General features: G+C 61.1%; 10 protein-coding genes, 1 other RNA gene and 1 pseudogene. 8 read left to right on the top strand and 4 right to left on the bottom strand.

The window, feature by feature from the left end; translation table 11 throughout:
- Positions 1 to 68: 68 nt before the first annotated feature.
- The 4 genes from guaD to xdhA form a co-directional block, all read right to left on the bottom strand.
- Complete coding sequence (guaD, locus tag HX786_RS24305) at positions 69 to 1,373, bottom strand: guanine deaminase (RefSeq protein ID WP_003219093.1); 1,305 nt, start codon at positions 1,371 to 1,373, stop codon at positions 69 to 71.
- 7 nt (positions 1,374 to 1,380) lie between these two features.
- The gene (gene xdhC, locus HX786_RS24300; RefSeq protein ID WP_178912692.1) at positions 1,381 to 2,193 is read right to left on the bottom strand and encodes a xanthine dehydrogenase accessory protein XdhC; all 813 of its coding nucleotides are present in this window, start codon (positions 2,191 to 2,193) and stop codon (positions 1,381 to 1,383) included.
- 37 nt (positions 2,194 to 2,230) lie between these two features.
- Positions 2,231 to 4,630: a xanthine dehydrogenase molybdopterin binding subunit gene (xdhB, locus tag HX786_RS24295; protein WP_003219089.1), complete on the bottom strand. Its 2,400-nt coding sequence runs from the start codon at positions 4,628 to 4,630 to the stop codon at positions 2,231 to 2,233.
- The gene (gene xdhA / locus HX786_RS24290) at positions 4,623 to 6,071 is read right to left on the bottom strand and encodes a xanthine dehydrogenase small subunit (protein ID WP_177040106.1); all 1,449 of its coding nucleotides are present in this window, start codon (positions 6,069 to 6,071) and stop codon (positions 4,623 to 4,625) included. The genes xdhB and xdhA overlap by 8 nt, the downstream gene beginning before the upstream one ends.
- 280 nt (positions 6,072 to 6,351) lie before the next feature.
- On the opposite strand from xdhA, the gene HX786_RS24285 reads away from it, so the two are divergent.
- The 8 genes and pseudogenes from HX786_RS24285 to HX786_RS24250 all read left to right on the top strand — a co-directional run.
- Positions 6,352 to 7,011 carry a GntR family transcriptional regulator gene (locus tag HX786_RS24285; RefSeq protein ID WP_003219085.1) on the top strand — a complete coding sequence of 220 codons (660 nt, stop codon included), beginning with the start codon at positions 6,352 to 6,354 and terminating at the stop codon, positions 7,009 to 7,011.
- A 2-nt stretch (positions 7,012 to 7,013) separates the two neighbouring features.
- Positions 7,014 to 10,502 carry a chromosome segregation protein SMC gene (smc, locus tag HX786_RS24280; protein ID WP_003219082.1) on the top strand — a complete coding sequence of 1,163 codons (3,489 nt, stop codon included), beginning with the start codon at positions 7,014 to 7,016 and terminating at the stop codon, positions 10,500 to 10,502.
- Between the two features lie 259 nt (positions 10,503 to 10,761).
- A complete protein-coding gene (zipA, locus tag HX786_RS24275; RefSeq protein ID WP_003219080.1) occupies positions 10,762 to 11,613 on the top strand; it encodes a cell division protein ZipA in 852 nt (283 codons plus the stop codon).
- 87 nt (positions 11,614 to 11,700) lie between these two features.
- On the top strand, positions 11,701 to 14,058 hold the full coding sequence (gene ligA, locus HX786_RS24270) for an NAD-dependent DNA ligase LigA (RefSeq protein ID WP_178912691.1): 2,358 nt from the start codon (positions 11,701 to 11,703) through the stop codon (positions 14,056 to 14,058).
- 74 nt (positions 14,059 to 14,132) lie between these two features.
- Positions 14,133 to 15,296: a putative zinc-binding metallopeptidase gene (locus tag HX786_RS24265; RefSeq protein ID WP_003219075.1), complete on the top strand. Its 1,164-nt coding sequence runs from the start codon at positions 14,133 to 14,135 to the stop codon at positions 15,294 to 15,296.
- 132 nt (positions 15,297 to 15,428) lie between these two features.
- An RNA gene (gene ffs, locus HX786_RS24260) (signal recognition particle sRNA small type) lies at positions 15,429 to 15,525 on the top strand.
- A 311-nt stretch (positions 15,526 to 15,836) separates the two neighbouring features.
- Positions 15,837 to 16,883, top strand: a complete 1,047-nt coding sequence (locus HX786_RS24255) for an N-acetylmuramidase family protein (RefSeq protein WP_087694832.1) — start codon at positions 15,837 to 15,839, stop codon at positions 16,881 to 16,883.
- Position 16,884: 1 nt separating this feature from the next.
- Positions 16,885 to 17,196, top strand: a pseudogene (locus tag HX786_RS24250) (hypothetical protein); the annotation flags it as partial.

Below are 17,196 nucleotides of genomic sequence, written 5' to 3'. Positions count from 1 at the left end.
TCCAGCGACTGACACACCGCCTTCGCGAGCAAGCCCGCTCCCACATTTGTTTTGTTGTACCTGTTAAATCAGCGTTGGTGCACCAATTGCCCCGCCGCATACGTCTGCAACACCGCCCGGTCATCCCCCAGTGTCATCAACACAAACAACGTCTCGGCGATGTTATTGGCCTGCTTCAGGCGATAGCTGAGCAGCGGGGTGGCGTTGTAATCCAGTACCAGGAAGTCCGCGTCAGTGCCGGGTTGCAGCGTGCCAATCTTGTCTTCCAGACGCAGCGCCCGCGCACCACCCAGGGTCGCCAGGTACAACGACTTGAACGGACTCAAGCGCGCCCCTTGCAGTTGCATCACCTTGTACGCTTCGTTCAGGGTTTGCAGCAGCGAGAAGCTGGTGCCACCGCCGACGTCCGTACCCAGGCCGACATTCAGCTTGTGCTTCTCGGCCATCGGCAGGTTGAACAAACCGCTGCCCAGGAAGAAGTTCGATGTCGGGCAGAACGCGACTGCCGAACCGGCTTCTGCCAACCGCGCGCATTCGTCGTCGCACAGGTGCACACCGTGGGCGAACACCGAGCGTTCACCCAGCAGTTTGTAATGGTCGTACACGTCCAGGTAGCCCTTGCGCTCCGGGAACAGTTCTTTCACCCATTCCACTTCCTGCAGGTTTTCACTGATGTGAGTCTGCATGTAGAGGTCCGGGTATTCCCCCAGCAGCTGCCCGGCGAGGGTCAGTTGTTCAGGTGTACTGGTCGGTGCGAAACGTGGCGTCACCGCGTAGTGCAAACGGCCCTTGCCGTGCCAGCGCTCGATCAGCGCCTTGCTCTCCGCGTAGCCGGATTCGGCGGTGTCGGTCAAATAGTCCGGCGCGTTGCGGTCCATCATTACCTTGCCGGCGATCATCCGCAGGTCGAGCTTCTCGGCCGCTTCAAAAAACGAGTTCACTGACTGCGGGTGCACGCTGCCAAATACCAGCGCGGTGGTGGTGCCGTTGCGCAGCAGTTCCTTGATGAAAATATCCGCGACTTCTTCGGCGTGGGCCTTGTCGGCGAACTGGCTTTCACACGGGAAGGTGTAGGTGTTGAGCCAGTCCAGCAACTGCTCGCCATAGGCACCGACCATGCCGGTCTGCGGCAGGTGGATGTGGGTGTCGATCAGGCCGGGGGTGATCAGCGCGTCCTGGTAATGGGTGACTTCGATGTCGGCGGGCAGGCTGGCGAGCAAGTCGCTGGCGTGGCCAAGGGCACTGATCTGGCCGTTGTCGATCACCAGCAGGCCGTCCTCGAAATATTCGTAGGAGGCTTCGATCCCCACTTCGGCAGGGTCGGCGATGCTGTGCAAAATGGCGGCACGGTAGGCTTTGCGTGTCAAAGGCATGGTCGTCTCAGTTAGTCGCTTGGCTGCGGCGGGATACCGGCAGCAGTTTGGCAATGGGTTCGGCGCTCGCAGTGTGCTGGCCGAAGTTGGCGTTATAGGTGGCGATGATTTCGCCGGCGATGGAGATGGCGATTTCCACAGGCAGTTTGCCTTTGACCTCGGTCAGCCCCATCGGGCAATGCATGCGTTGCAGTTGCGCGGTGTCGAAACCGCGATCCCGCAGGCGGTGTTCAAACTTGACGCGTTTGGTCTTCGAGCCGATCAGGCCGAAGTAGGTAAAGTCATTGCGCTTGAGCAGGGCGGCGGTCAGCTCCAGGTCCAGCGCGTGGTTGTGGGTCATGACGATGCAGTAACTGCCCACAGGCAAGTGGTCGATTTCATCCACCGGCTCTTCGCTGACGATTTTACGCACGCCTTGGGGGATGTGTTCCGGGAATTCCTGTTCCCGGGAATCGATCCAGCGCACCCGGCACGGCAGGCTGGCCAGCAACGGCACCAGCGCGCGGCCCACGTGGCCGGCGCCGAACACCGCGATCTGCGCCTGCACCTGGCCCATGGGTTCGAACAACAGCACCGTCACGCCGCCGCAGCACTGGCCCAGGCTGGCGCCGAGGCTGAAGCGCTCCAGGTGGGTGTTTTGCTGGCCGCGCACAAGCATGTCCCGGGCGATCTGCATCGCCTTGTATTCCAGGTGCCCGCCACCGATGGTGTCGAAGGTGTGGGCGGCGCTGATGACCATCTTCGAGCCGGCATTGCGCGGCGTGGAGCCGAGCTCTTCGATGATGGTCACCAGCACGCAGGGTTCGCCCTGGTTCTGCAGGTCGGCGANNGCTTGTTCGCGAAGGCAGCGCCTCGGTCTAGAGCGAAGCCAGCTCGGTTTCCGTTTCCACAGCTTTTGCAGCGGTCAGTTGGCGCATCTGCTCACAGCCCCACAACACCCGCTCCGGCGTCGCCGGTGCATCGATCTTCGGCTGATGGCGATAGTCACCCAGGCTCGCCACGGCGTCCTTGATCGCACACCACGAGGCAATACCGAGCATGAACGGCGGCTCACCCACGGCCTTGGAATGGAACACCGTGTCTTCCGGGTTCTTGCGGTTTTCCACCAGCTTCACCCGCAGGTCCAGCGGCATGTCGGCCACCGCCGGGATCTTGTAGCTGGCCGGGCCGTTGGTCATCAGCTTGCCCTTGTTATTCCACACAAGCTCTTCCATGGTCAGCCAACCCATGCCCTGGATGAAGCCGCCTTCGACCTGGCCGATGTCGATGGCCGGGTTCAGCGAGGCGCCCACGTCATGCAGGATGTCGGTGCGCAGCATCTTGTACTCGCCGGTCAGCGTGTCGACGATCACCTCGCAACAGGCCGCGCCGAACGCAAAGTAGTAGAACGGCCGCCCACGTGCCTGGCTGCGGTCGTAGAAGATTTTCGGGGTCTTGTAGAAGCCCGTGCTGGAGAGCGACACCTGGGCGAAATACGCCTGCTGGATCAGCGCTTCAAAGGTCAGGATGTGATCGCGGACCCGCACATGCCCGTTGTGGAATTCAACGTCGGCCTCGCTGACTTCATATTTGCGCGCGGCAAACTCCACCAGGCGCTGCTTGATGGTTTCGGCAGCATTCTGTGCGGCCTTGCCGTTCAGGTCGGCGCCGCTGGAAGCCGCCGTCGGCGAGGTGTTGGGCACCTTGTCGGTGTTGGTGGCGGTGATCTGCACGCGGTCGATTTCCACCTGGAAAATCTCGGCCACCACCTGCGCGACCTTGATGTTCAACCCCTGGCCCATCTCGGTGCCACCGTGGTTCAGGTGGATGCTGCCGTCGGTGTAGATGTGGATCAGCGCACCGGCCTGGTTGAGGAAACTGGCGGTGAAGGAAATGCCGAACTTTACCGGTGTGAGTGCCAGGCCTTTTTTCAGGATCGGGCTGTTGGCGTTATAGCGACGGATCGCTTCGCGGCGCTCGAAATACTGGCTGCTTTGTTCGAGTTCGGCGGTCATCTCTTCGAGCATGTTGTGCTCGACGGTCTGATAGTAGTGGGTGACGTTGCGCTCGGTCTTGCCGTAGTAGTTGGCCTTGCGCACGGCCAGCGGGTCGAGGGCCAGGTGCCGGGCAATCGCGTCCATCACTTCCTCGATGGCGACCATGCCTTGGGGGCCGCCGAAGCCACGGTAAGCGGTGTTGGACGCGGTGTTGGTCTTGCAGCGGTGGCCGTTGACGGTGGCGTCGCCCAGGTAATACGAGTTGTCGGAGTGGAACATTGCGCGGTCGACAATCGAGTTCGACAGGTCCGGTGAGCAACCGCAGTTGCCCGCCAGGTCCAGGTTGATGCCGTGCAGCCGGCCACTGTCGTCGAAGCCTACGTCGTACTCGATATAGAACGGGTGGCGCTTGCCGGTCATCAGCATGTCTTCGACACGCGGCAGGCGCATTTTGGTCGGCTGGCCGGTGAGGCGTGCGACCACCGCACACAGGCATGCCGGGCTGGCGGCCTGGGTTTCCTTGCCGCCAAAACCACCGCCCATGCGGCGCATGTCGACCACGATTTTGTTCATCGATACGTCGAGTACTTCGGCCACCAGCTTCTGTACTTCGGTGGGATTTTGCGTGGAGCAGTAGACGATCATGCCGCCGTCTTCGGTGGGCATCACCGAGGAGATCTGGGTTTCCAGGTAGAAGTGTTCCTGGCCGCCGATGTGCAGGGTGCCCTGGATACGGTTCTTCGCGGTCGCCAGTGCGCCCGCCGAATCACCGCGCTGGTGGGTGTGGCTGTCGAGCACGAAATGTTTTTTGCGAAACGCCTCGACCACGTCCAGCACCGGCTCCAGGTCTTCGTATTCGATCACAGCGGCCATCGCCGCCTTGCGTGCGGTTTCCAGGTCGCGGGCGGCGACGGCCAGCACCACCTGGCCGACGAACTGCACGGTGTCGATGGCCAGCAACGGGTCGCCGGGCATCAACGGGCCGATGTCTTTCAGACCCGGCACGTCTTCGTGGGTGATGACGATGCGCACGCCTTCAAATGCATAGCAGGGCGCGGTGTCGATGCTGAGGATCTTCGCGTGGGCGCGGTCCGACATGCGTGCGTAGAGGTGCAACTGGTTCGGAAATTCCAGGCGGTCATCGATGTACTGCGCTTCGCCCGAGACATGCTTGGCGGCGCTGTCGTGCTTGACGCTGCGACCGACGCCGCTGGTCAGGTCCTTGGCAAACAGTTCGGCGAGTTCGGCCTGGGATTTTTCCACGGCGTGATGGTTAGACATAAGCGGTCACCCGAGTCTCGATGTGCGGCGTTTGCAGTTCGATGAAGTATTTGCGCAGCAGGTTCTGTGCGCTGAGCAGGCGGTATTCCTTGCTGGCGCGGAAGTCCGACAGCGGGGTGAAATCCTCGGCCAGGGCCGCGCAGGCTTTTTCCACGGTGGCGGAATTCCAGGTGGCGCCGTTCAGTACGGCTTCGCAGTTCTTCGCGCGTTTCGGGGTGGCGGCCATGCCGCCGAACGCCACGCGGGCATCGTCGATCACACCGTTAGTGATCTTCAGGTTGAAGGCCGCGCAGACGGCAGAGATGTCATCGTCCAGGCGCTTGGAAACCTTGTAGGCACGGAACAGCGGCACGCCTTTGGGCACGATGATTTTCTCGATGAATTCGCTGTCCTGGCGGGCAGTGACGCGGTAGTCGATGAAATAGTCTTCCAGCGCCAGGGTACGGCGGGTGTTGCCCTTGCACAGCACGATTTGCGCGCCGAGGGCGATCAGCAGTGGCGGCGAATCACCGATGGGCGAGGCGTTGCCGATATTGCCGCCCAGCGTGCCCTGGTTGCGGATCTGCAACGAGGCGAAACGGTGGAGCAATTCGCCGAAATCCGGGTATTCGTGGTTGAGCGCGCTGTAGCAGTCGGACAGGGAAGTGGCGGCGCCGATTTCCAGGCGGTCGTCGAAGCTTTCGATGCGCTTCATCTCTTCGATATTGCCGACGTAGATCATCACCGGCAGCGTGCGGTGGAACTGGGTGACTTCCAGCGCCAGGTCGGTGCCGCCGGCCAGCAGCCGGGCTTGTGGGTAAGCGTCGTAAAGGTCCGCCAGGTCGGCGACGGTCAGCGGCACCAGGCAGCGTTTGTCGCCGCTGTTCAACTCGCCGGTTTGCGTCGGGGCGATGGCTTTCAGGCGCGCGATGGTGTCGGCCTGGCGACTGTCGAACTGGTCCTGGGGCTTGTTGCAGCAGGCCTGTTCGGCGGCCGCAAGAATCGGGCGATAGCCGGTGCAGCGGCAGAGGTTGCCGGCCAGGGCTTCATGGGCCTTTTGGCTGTCGGGTGCATCACTGTTCTTTTGCAGGGCGAACAGCGACATCACAAAGCCCGGGGTGCAGAAGCCGCATTGCGAACCGTGGCACTCCACCATGGCCTGTTGCACGCTGTGGAGTTGGCCCTGGTGCTTGAGGTCTTCGACGCTGATCAGTTGTTTGCCGTGCAGGGACGAGACAAACGTCAGGCACGAATTGAGGCTGCGATAGCGAATCTGCTCGGCGCCCTGATCGTCGGTGTGCAACTCGCCGACTACCACGGTGCAGGCGCCACAGTCGCCGCTGGCGCAGCCTTCCTTGGTGCCGGATTTGCCCAGATGCTCACGCAAATAGTTGAGCACGGTCAGGTTCGGGTCCAGGGCGTGCTCGCTACGGAGCTCCTGGTTTAGTAAAAACTGGATCACGGAAGGCCTCGCAGACTCATTATTGTTGTTAACCGCTTTGCGCCGAATCTAGTCATGTCTGACTTTTCGGTCAACGATTTTCTGACCGAAAGGTCAAGAAAATGCGATATCAACATCCTTAATTATGGTCCAGTTCTCTGGAACCGCCGTTTTTGGGGGCTTCTGGACTTTAATGGCTGCTTATTTCATGCCAAATTCCGCTCTGTGGGCCGTACGCCATCAACCGGCAAGTGCGCTACACTGCCGCGCTTGTACCGATAGAAGATTTTGAAGGGAAAACATGACGTTCAAGGCGCCGGATAGTCTTGCCGAGCAAATCGCTCACCACCTCGCCGAACGTATCATTCGCGGCGATCTCAAGCCTGGGGAGCGGATCCAGGAGCAGAAGGTCACACTGGCGCTGAATGTCAGTCGTGGTTCCGTGCGCGAAGCCTTGCTGATCCTCGAGCGCCGGCACCTGATTGCGATCCTGCCGCGCCGTGGCGCCCACGTCACCGAGCTGACGGCCCACAAGGTGCAAAGCCTGTGCACGCTGATGGGCGAGCTGTACATCCTGCTGGGCAATGCGGTCGCCGCCGGCTGGCAGACCCAGGCCGACATGGCGCCGTTCGTGCAAATCCAGCAGCGCCTGATCGCCAGCTTCGAACGCCAGGACATCCGCGCCTTCGTCGAAGAGAGCTTCAACGTGATGCGTGCCGCCTATCCGTTCGCCAACAACCCGTACCTGCAGGAAACCGTCGAGAACCTGCAGCCGGCGATGAACCGCGCCTATTACCTGGCGCTGGATCAGCGCAAGGCGTCCATGAGCGAGTACCTGGTGCTGTTCGAGCAATTGCTCGCCGCCGTGCTGGCCCGTGACCTGCCGCAGATTCGCCTGGTGCTCTCGGCCTACGGCGAGCGCAGTTGCTCGCTGGTCATTGCTGCGTTGGCGGAAGCCTAAGCGTGCGGCTCAAGTGCATCAAACTGGCGGGGTTCAAATCCTTCGTCGACCCGACCACGGTGAACTTCCCCAGTAACATGGCGGCAGTGGTCGGGCCCAATGGCTGCGGCAAGTCGAACATCATCGACGCCGTACGCTGGGTGATGGGCGAGAGCTCCGCAAAAAACCTGCGTGGCGAGTCGATGACCGACGTCATCTTCAACGGCTCCACCAGCCGCAAGCCGGTGAGCCAGGCCAGCATCGAACTGGTGTTCGACAATTCCGACGGCACCCTGGTGGGCGAGTACGCGGCCTATGCGGAAATCTCCATTCGCCGCAAAGTGACCCGCGACAGCCAGAACAGCTACTTCCTCAACGGCACCAAGTGTCGCCGCCGGGACATCACCGACATCTTCCTTGGTACCGGCCTGGGCCCGCGCAGCTATTCGATCATCGAGCAGGGGATGATCTCCAAGCTGATCGAAGCCAAGCCCGAAGACCTGCGTAACTTTATCGAGGAAGCGGCCGGCATCTCCAAGTACAAGGAGCGCCGCCGCGAGACCGAAAACCGTATCCGCCGTACCCATGAAAACCTTGCCCGCCTGACTGACCTGCGTGAAGAGCTGGAGCGCCAGCTGGAGCGCCTGCACCGCCAGGCCCAGGCCGCCGAGAAGTATCAGGAATACAAGGGCGAGGAGCGTCAGCTTAAGGCGCAACTGTCGGCCCTGCGCTGGCAGGCGTTGAATGACCAGGTGGGCCAGCGCGAAGCAATCATCGGCACCCAGGAAATCAGCTTCGAAGCCCTGGTGGCCGAGCAGCGCAATGCCGACGCCAGCATCGAGCGCCTGAGGGACGGTCACCATGACCTGTCCGAGCGCTTCAATCTGGTGCAGGGGCGCTTCTATTCGGTGGGCGGCGACATCGCCCGGGTCGAGCAGAGCATCCAGCACGGCCAGCAGCGTTTGCGCCAGTTGCAGGACGACTTGAAAGAAGCCGAACGCGCGCGCCTGGAAACCGAATCGCACCTGGGCCACGACCGCACCTTGCTGCTGACCCTTGGGGAGGAGCTGGACATGCTCACTCCCGAGCAGGAAGTCACCAGCGCCGCTGCCGAGGAAGCCGCTGCGGCCCTGGAAGAATCCGAAACCACCATGCACGCCTGGCAGGAGCAGTGGGACACGTTCAACCTGCAATCTGCCGAGCCGCGCCGCCAGGCTGAGGTGCAGCAGTCACGCATCCAGCAACTGGAAACCAGCATGGAGCGCCTGGCCGAGCGTCAGCGGCGCCTGGTGGAAGAGCGCGTGTTGCTCGCTGCCGACCCGGAAGATGCAGCGATCCTCGAACTGAGCGAGAAACTCGCCGAAAGCGAAATGACGCTGGAAGAGCTGGAAGCCAGCGAAGAACAACAAGTGGAGCGCCTCGAGCAATTGCGTCAGCAACTGCAGCAGGCGACCCAGGCACAGCAGCAGGCCCAGGGCGATTTGCAGCGGCTCAACGGCCGGTTGGCCTCCCTGGAAGCCTTGCAGCAAGCGGCGCTCGACCCGGGCACCGGCACGGCTGAATGGCTGCGTGACCAACACCTGGCCGAGCGCCCGCGCCTGGCCGAAGGCCTGAAGGTTGAAGCCGGTTGGGAGCTGGCGGTGGAAACCGTGCTCGGCGCCGACCTGCAAGCGGTACTGGTGGATGATTTTGGCGGGTTTGACCTGGCGGGTTTTGCCCAGGGCGATCTGCGTTTGCTCAGCCCGGCGGCGGACGGCACTCGCGTGCCGGGCAGCCTGCTGGATAAAGTGGAGGCGGCGATTGACCTGTCGCCCTGGCTCGGCCAGGTCAAGCCGGTCGACAGCCTTGAGCAGGCCCTGGCCCAGCGCGGGCAGTTGGCCGCCGGGCAAAGCCTGATCAGCCGTGATGGCTTTTGGGTCGGCCGGCACTTTTTGCGGGTACGGCGTGCCAGCGAAGCGGAAAGCGGCGTATTGGCCCGTGGCCAGGAAATCGTCAACCTGACCGCCGAGCGCGAAGAGCGCGAAGCCACACTCGAGTCCCTGGAAAACCAGCTGCAAACCCTGCGCGCCACCCAGCGCCAGCAAGAGACCGGCCGCGAACACCTGCGCCGGCTGTTGCAGGACGAAGCGCGCCAGCAGGGCGAATTGAAAGCCCAGCTCTCGGCGAGCAAGGCCAAGGTCGAGCAACTGACCCTGCGCCGCACCCGGCTCGACGAAGAAGTGGCCGAGATGGGCGAGCAACGCGCCCTCGAACACGAACAAGTCGGCGAAGCACGCCTGCAATTGCAGGAAGCCCTCGACAGCATGGCCCTGGACACCGAGCAGCGCGAGTTGCTGCTGGCCCAGCGCGACAGCTTGCGCGAGCGCCTCGACCGGGTGCGCCAGGAAGCTCGCCAGCACAAGGATCACGCCCATCAATTGGCCGTGCGCCTCGGCTCCCTGCGGGCGCAGCACGACTCCACGCGCCAGGCCCTTGAGCGCCTGGAAATGCAGTCCGAACGCCTGACCGAAAAACGCGAGCAACTGAGCCTCAACCTGGAGGAGGGCGAGGCCCCGCTGGAAGAGCTGCGCCTGAAGCTTGAAGAGTTGCTCGACAAGCGCATGACCGTCGACGAAGAGCTCAAGACCGCCCAAATCGCCCTGGAAGACGCCGACCGCGAACTGCGCGACGCGGAAAAACGCCGGACCCAGGCCGAGCAACAGTCGCAACTGATCCGGGGCCAGCTCGAACAGCAGCGCATGGAATGGCAGGCCCTGACGGTGCGCCGCAAAACCCTGCAAGACCAGTTGCTGGAAGACGGCTACGACCTGCACGGCGTGCTCAATACCCTGACCGCCGAGGCCAACGAGAAAGAAGCCGAAGAAGAACTTGAGCGGATTGCCGCGCGCATTCAACGACTCGGCGCGATCAACCTCGCGGCCATCGACGAGTACCAGCAGCAGTCCGAGCGCAAACGTTATCTGGATGCGCAGAACGCCGATCTTGTCGAAGCGCTGGACACCCTGGAGAACGTGATCCGCAAGATCGACAAGGAAACCCGTAATCGCTTCAAAGATACCTTTGATCAGATTAATGGCGGTTTACAGGCGTTATTCCCGAAAGTTTTCGGTGGTGGCAGCGCTTACTTGGAACTGACGGGCGAAGATCTACTCGATACAGGGGTAACGATCATGGCGCGGCCTCCGGGCAAGAAGAACAGCACCATCCATTTGTTGTCTGGTGGCGAGAAGGCACTGACCGCATTGGCCCTGGTATTTGCGATCTTCAAGTTGAACCCGGCGCCGTTTTGCATGCTCGACGAAGTTGACGCCCCGCTGGATGACGCTAACGTTGGACGGTACGCCCGACTGGTTAAAGAGATGTCCCAGACGGTGCAGTTCATCTATATCACCCACAACAAGATCGCCATGGAAATGGCCGATCAATTGATGGGCGTGACGATGCACGAGCCGGGCTGTTCGCGATTGGTGGCGGTGGATGTCGAAGAGGCGATGGCGCTGGTGGAATCCTGAGCCGCAGGTCGAAGGAGGATTTTCAGCAGGACGTAAGGTGATTTACCGGTCTGGGAAAAGTGGCAAATGGACATATTTGTTCAAGGCATTTTGACAGACGGTGTAAAGTTATCTTTGGTCGTGCTAGTTTAATGTCAAATTTTCGTATGCGTGGGCAAAACGTCATTCAGAACATAGAGTTGGCGCCACGTTTTAAAGCGGTTTGCACGGTGCTAAACCCCTTATTTTTCAGCATTTTTTATTAGAGGCACGGGATTACATGGAAATCGGTCTGCGCGAGTGGCTGATCGTCATCGGCATTATTGTCATTGCCGGTATTCTTTTTGATGGCTGGCGCCGGATGCGTGGCGGCAAGGGCAAGTTGAAATTTCGCCTGGACCGCAACCTGTCCAATTTGCCGGACGACGACGGCAGCGCCGAGCTGCTGGGGCCACCGCGTGTCCTGGACAACCATAAAGAACCGCACCTGGACGAGCACGACCTGCCGTCGATGAGCGCACCGGTGCGTGAAGCCCGTGAACCCAAGCGCGGCAAGCGCAGCGCGGCCAGCGAGCCATCCCAGGGCGACCTGAACCTGGACCTGGAAGAAGGCCCGAGCTTCAGCAGCCGTGATGACGACTTCCCGGATGAGTCCCCGGCCAAGAGCGCCCATAAAGAATCCGTCAAGGACCAGCCGGCTGCCGAAGAGGTGCTGGTGATCAGCGTGATCTGCCGTGACGCCGCCGGCTTCAAGGGCCCGGCCCTGCTGCAGAATATTCTGGAAAGCGGTCTGCGCTTTGGCGAGATGGATATTTTCCATCGCCACGAAAGCATGGCCGGCAACGGCGAAGTCCTGTTCTCCATGGCCAATGCGGTCAAGCCGGGCATCTTCGATCTGGACGACATCGACCATTTCAGCACTCCGGCGGTGAGCTTCTTCCTCGGCTTGCCGGGCCCGCGTCACCCGAAACAAGCGTTCGACGTGATGGTGGCGGCAGCTCGCAAGCTGTCCCAGGAACTCAACGGCGAACTCAAGGACGATCAACGCAGCGTCCTGACCGCCCAGACCATCGAGCATTACCGTCAGCGCATCGTCGAGTTCGAGCGTCGTGCCCTGACACAGAAGCGCTGAGGTCCAAGCTTAAGCGTTGCCTGTAGAATCCATGCACTAACATATTGAGCAGCTTCGGCTGCTCTTTTGCTTTATGAGAGAACACCCATGACCGCCGCCCACACCCGCATCCTCGAACTGCGCGCTGAACTGGATCAGCACAACTACCGTTACCACGTCCTCGACGAGCCGAGCATTCCGGACGCCGAGTACGACCGGTTGTTCCACGAGCTCAAGGCGCTTGAAGCCGAGCACCCGGAGCTGGTAACCCGTGATTCACCGACGCAGCGGGTCGGCAGTGCGGCATTGTCTGCGTTCACTCAGGTACGCCACGAAATCCCGATGCTCAGCCTCGGCAACGCCTTCGATGAAAGTACCATGCTGGAATTTGATCGCCGGGTGACCGAAGGCCTGGATCTGCCGGTGGGAGACTTGTTTGGCGGCGGCGCGGCGGTGGAATACAGCTGTGAGCCGAAGCTCGATGGCCTGGCGGTCAGCCTGCTGTATCAGGACGGTGAGCTGGTGCGTGGCGCCACCCGCGGCGATGGCACCACTGGCGAAGACATCAGCGTCAACGTGCGTACCGTGCGCAACATTCCTTTGAAACTGCACGGCACCGGCTGGCCGGCGACCCTCGAAGTGCGCGGCGAAGTATTCATGTCCAAGGCCGGTTTCGAGCGGCTGAACGCCACCCAGCTGGAAGTTGGCGGCAAGACCTTCGCCAACCCGCGCAACGCGGCGGCGGGTAGCCTGCGTCAGCTGGACTCGAAGATCACCGCCAGCCGTCCGCTGGAATTCTGCTGCTACGGCGTGACCACGGATATCAGCGACACCCACATTGGCAATCTGCAACAGCTGAAAAAGTGGGGCATGCCCATCAGTCATGAGTTGAAACTGGCCAAGGGGATTCAGGATTGCCTCGACTACTACCGTGATATCGGTGATCGACGGAATGCCTTGCCCTATGAAATCGACGGTGTGGTGTTCAAGGTCAATAGCATTGCCTACCAACGTGAGCTGGGCTTCCGTGCCCGCGAACCGCGTTGGGCAATCGCCCATAAATTCCCGGCGATGGAAGAACTGACCGAACTGCTGGACGTTGAATTCCAAGTGGGTCGCACCGGCGCTGTGACGCCCGTGGCACGCTTGAAACCGGTCAAGGTCGCGGGTGTGACCGTGTCCAACGCCACACTGCACAACATGGACGAGGTGGCACGCCTGGGCCTGATGATCGGCGACACGGTGATCATCCGCCGTGCCGGTGATGTGATTCCGCAGGTGGTGTCGGTGGTGACCGAGCGTCGCCCGGAAAACGCCCGTGCGGTGCAGATCCCCGAGAGTTGCCCGGTGTGCGGTTCCCACGTTGAGCGTACGCAACTGGTCAAGCGCAGCAAGGGCAAGGAAACCGTCAGTGAAGGCGCGGTGTACCGCTGCGTCGGGCGCCTGGCCTGTGGTGCGCAGCTCAAGCAGGCGATCATCCATTTCGTTTCGCGCCGGGCCATGGACATCGATGGCCTGGGCGACAAGACCATCGAGCAACTGGTGGACGAAAAACTCATCGGCTCGCCGGCGGATCTCTACAAGCTCAAGTACGAACAGATCATCGACCTGGAAGGTTTTGCCGACGTTTCCAGCAAGAAGCTGATTGCCTCTATTGAAAACAGCAAGACGCCAACCCTCGCACGGTTTATCTACGCTCTGGGCATTCCCGATGTGGGCGAGGAGACGGCCAAGGTGCTGGCGCGCTCGCTGGCATCCCTGGAGCGCGTGCAGCAGGCCTTGCCGGAAGTGCTGACGTACTTGCCGGACGTTGGCCTGGAAGTGGCCCACGAGATTCACAGCTTCTTTGAAGACAGCCATAACCAGGATGTGATTGGCGCCCTGATCTCGAAGGACGAGTGCGGCCTGGAGTTGCAGGAGCAGGGCGACCTGAGCGCCGAGTTTGCGGCCAGCACCACGTTGGGCGGCTTGCTCGACAAGCTGCACGTACCGTCCGTAGGGCCGGGCGCCGCGCAGAAGCTGGCGGACAAGTTTGGCTCCCTCGAAGGCGTGATCAAGGCCGACTGGCTCGACATGCGCCAGGCGTTGCCGGAGAAGCAGGCCAAGGCCGTCCGGGACTTTTTTGATATTGAAGAAAACGCCCGGCGTGCGCTGGCCATCGAGCAACAGCTCAAGGACTTCGGCATGCACTGGCAGAGTGAGAAGAAAGTCGTCGAAGGCTTGCCCGAGGCCGGTCACACATGGGTGCTCACCGGCTCCCTGGAACTGATGAGCCGCGATGTTGCCAAGGAAAAACTCGAAAGCCTGGGCGCCAAGGTGGCGGGCTCGGTGTCGGCGAAAACCCATTGCGTGGTCGCCGGGCCGGGCGCGGGTTCGAAGCTCGCCAAGGCCACTGAGCTGGGCTTGAAAGTGCTGGATGAAGAGGCGTTCGTGGCATTTTTGGCCAAGCACAACATCACAGTCTGATGATCGTNNAGAGCGTGGGAACGATCTCTCTCGGGCAATGCTCTAGTATTGGCAAGCCTCCCGGAGAGATCGCCATGTACCGCTTCTTCGAACAACTCAGTTCGCGCATCGCCGCACCGTTCATGGCCGAGACCTCGCGCAACAGCAAGGTCTGGCAGTGCCGCTGTGGGCAATCGCTGTTCTTTCGCAACAGCCAGTGCCTGGCCTGCTCGGCGCTGCTGGGCTATCAGCCGGAGCAGAGTCGCCTGTCCTCCCTGCAGCCCGGCCCGTACGCCGATACCTGGCTGCTGGACGCCGACCCTGAAGCCGGCGCATTTCGTCGCTGCGCCAACCTTGACACGCCCGCCGCCTGCAATTGGCTGCTGCCCGCCGACAACGGCCAGGTCTTGTGCGTGGCCTGCAGCCTGAACCGCACCATTCCCGACCTGTCGATCCCCGAAAACCCCGAACGCTGGCGCAAGGTCGAAACCGCCAAGCGTCGTCTGGTGGCCCAACTCATCAGCCTGGGCTTGCAGGTGATTCCCAAGACGGTCGATGAAGACACCGGCCTGGCCTTCGATTTTGTCGGCATCGACCTGGAAGGCAACGCGCCCACCACCGGCCACGCCAATGGCCTGATCACCCTCGACATCAAGGAAGCCGACGACGCCCACCGTGAGAAAATTCGCGTACAGATGCGCGAGCCTTACCGCACCTTGCTCGGTCACTTCCGTCACGAGGTCGGCCATTACTACTGGGACCGCCTGATCGCCAATAGCCATTGGCTGGAGCCGTTCCGCACGCTGTTCGGTGACGAGCGCGCCAGCTACGCCGACGCCCTGGAGCAGCACTACCAGAACGGCCCGCGCCCGGACTGGCAGCAAACCTGCGTCAGCGCCTACGCCACCATGCACCCGTGGGAAGACTGGGCGGAAACCTGGGCGCATTACCTGCACATGATGGACGCCGTCGACACCGCGCTGGGCTTCGGCATGAGCGCCCGGGAGATGGACCTGGATTACCAGCCGTTCCCCCTCAGCACCCTCTACGACCCCGGGCATCCCGGCGGCACGGCGTTCCTGTCATTCGTCAATGCGTGGATCGAACTGGCCGGTATGCTCAACGAACTGTCCCGCAGCATGGGCCAGCCGGATTTCTATCCGTTCGTCCTGCCGCCGGCGGTGATTGCCAAGCTGCACTTCATTCACCTGGTGATCCAGCAAGAGGGCGGTCGGGCGGACGAGGTCGTGCTTTTGTAGGAGCAAGCTTGCTCCTGCAGCCAAGTACTTGAACCATCAGATATTTTTAATCCCGCGCCAACGGTTGTAACTTCCGATGAGATCGGTACAATGGCGCGGCTTGCCGAGAGGCGAGCGTCGTTATGGTGACCCCATCGGTCCCCCCGCAACGATTACCCGTGAACCTGGTCAGAGCCGGAAGGCAGCAGCCACAGCGGGAACATTGTGTGCCGGGGTGTGGCTGGTGGGGTTGCCTCCATAACGCCACCCCTCCTTGATTCAAAAAAATATGCGTATGAAACCCTTCGCTGACAATCGTCAACTGCGAAGCGATTTCTGCTGTTCGTCTTTCGGAAAATCCTTCGCACGCCCGACAGCAATCGCGCTGCCAAACGACCGTGAGGACTCTTTCACAACTTCAAGCATCCCTTCTGGACAGCGTCTACAGGCCTTGCTAGTTTGCGCCAGTCACATATTTCAAGATGTGTCGTCAATGCATGGATGATATTAAAGTGATGGCGCTTTATTGCTCATTCACCCCAACTAACAAGGATGTCGGTAATGAAAAGCCTGCAAGGGTTGCCCACTCTCATCAGCGCTTCCGTCGGTGCGCCGGGCAAAGCCCGCAACTTGCCCGCCGATGTTCAATGCATCCAGTATTTATTCAACTTGATCATTCCCAAGTTGGGTTTCCCCCTGGCGGAAAATGGCAAGTGCGACGGCCAGTTGGTGCAGTGCATCAGCCAGTATCAGTTCCGCCACCTCAAATACGCGCATCCCGATGGTGTCATCGACCCTACCGGGCGCACCTTCAATAGCCTGATCGAAGAGGCGGTGAAGGTGCCGGTCAAGCCGAACCCGACCCTGCGTATTCCGACGTTCCTCAATGTGTTCGGCAACACCGGCGCGGACATGGTCCAGGCCACGGTCGACCACTATCTGGACCGCATGCGGGCAATGATCGAGGCCGAGCGGCGCAACCGGCAGATGATGCTCCAGGCCACGTGCGACGGCGGCACGACGCTGACGGATACGGACTTCCAAAACGCTGCCACGCAGTTGGGTAACGGCATTTCCGTCAATATCATCAAGGCCTTTGCCACGGTGGAGTCGGGCGGGCGCTCCGGGTTCGGCCCGGCCAAGTTGCCGGTGATCGCCTTTGAAGGGCACCATTTTCGCAAGTACACCAAGAGTAAATACGACCAGACCCACCCGCTGTTGTCGTACCCCTACGTGAAGAAGGCCGGGCCCCAGTGGAAGGCCAATAACAAGGACCAGACCAAGGCCTGGGAAACCATGGCCACCGCCTTTGCGCTGGATCAGGAAGCGGCCTTGAAGTCGGCCTCCTGGGGCATGTTTCAGATAATGGGCTCCAACTTCACGGCATGCGGTTATAAAACGGTGTTTGAATTTGTGGTGGCCATGAAGATTAATGCCGGGCATCAACTAAAGGCCTTCCTCGGTTTTTGCAGCCAGAGCCCGGCCCTGGTCAAGGCCATGAAGAACAAGGATTACGCCGCCATGGCGCTGAACTATAACGGCAAGGATTATGGCGACTATGACCAACGCATCAAAAAAGCCTACGAAGCACTTGAAGGGAAAAAATAGAATGCCGTTCAAACGTTGCGTGTCCCGATTGCTGGTTGCCTCTTTCGTGTGTGTTGCTGCAGGTGCGCCGGCGTTTGCCGCCACGCTGCACTCGGGCAAGTACGAAGGGCTGATGCTGGCCGTGACGCCCGAGCATCAGGTGGAGGGGTTTTATGCCGAGGAAATGGGCGAGGGCGTGACCCGCTCGTGCACGTTCTTCCTGCAGGGCAAGGTCGACGGTGCGAAGGCATCGGTGTCGACATGGCTGGATGAGGCCTATCCGGGTACCGTCGCGGCCTCCTCGGACGGTGTGATGCTGACCGTGGAGAAGGGC

Source organism: Pseudomonas sp. 21615526 (assembly GCF_013386245.1).
Lineage (GTDB): Bacteria > Pseudomonadota > Gammaproteobacteria > Pseudomonadales > Pseudomonadaceae > Aquipseudomonas.
The sequence above is the reverse complement of the archived record's forward strand: the minus strand, read 5'-3'. Positions and strand labels throughout refer to the sequence as shown.

Excerpts from the sequence above, each read along its gene's own strand:
- guaD (WP_003219093.1), bottom strand. The coding sequence starts at position 1,373 with ATGCCTTTGACACGCAAAGCCTACCGTGCCGCCATTTTGCACAGCATC.
- xdhB (WP_003219089.1), bottom strand. The coding sequence starts at position 4,630 with ATGTCTAACCATCACGCCGTGGAAAAATCCCAGGCCGAACTCGCCGAA.
- HX786_RS24285 (WP_003219085.1), top strand. The coding sequence starts at position 6,352 with ATGACGTTCAAGGCGCCGGATAGTCTTGCCGAGCAAATCGCTCACCAC.
- zipA (WP_003219080.1), top strand. The coding sequence starts at position 10,762 with ATGGAAATCGGTCTGCGCGAGTGGCTGATCGTCATCGGCATTATTGTC.
- ligA (WP_178912691.1), top strand. The coding sequence starts at position 11,701 with ATGACCGCCGCCCACACCCGCATCCTCGAACTGCGCGCTGAACTGGAT.
- HX786_RS24265 (WP_003219075.1), top strand. The coding sequence starts at position 14,133 with ATGTACCGCTTCTTCGAACAACTCAGTTCGCGCATCGCCGCACCGTTC.
- HX786_RS24255 (WP_087694832.1), top strand. The coding sequence starts at position 15,837 with ATGAAAAGCCTGCAAGGGTTGCCCACTCTCATCAGCGCTTCCGTCGGT.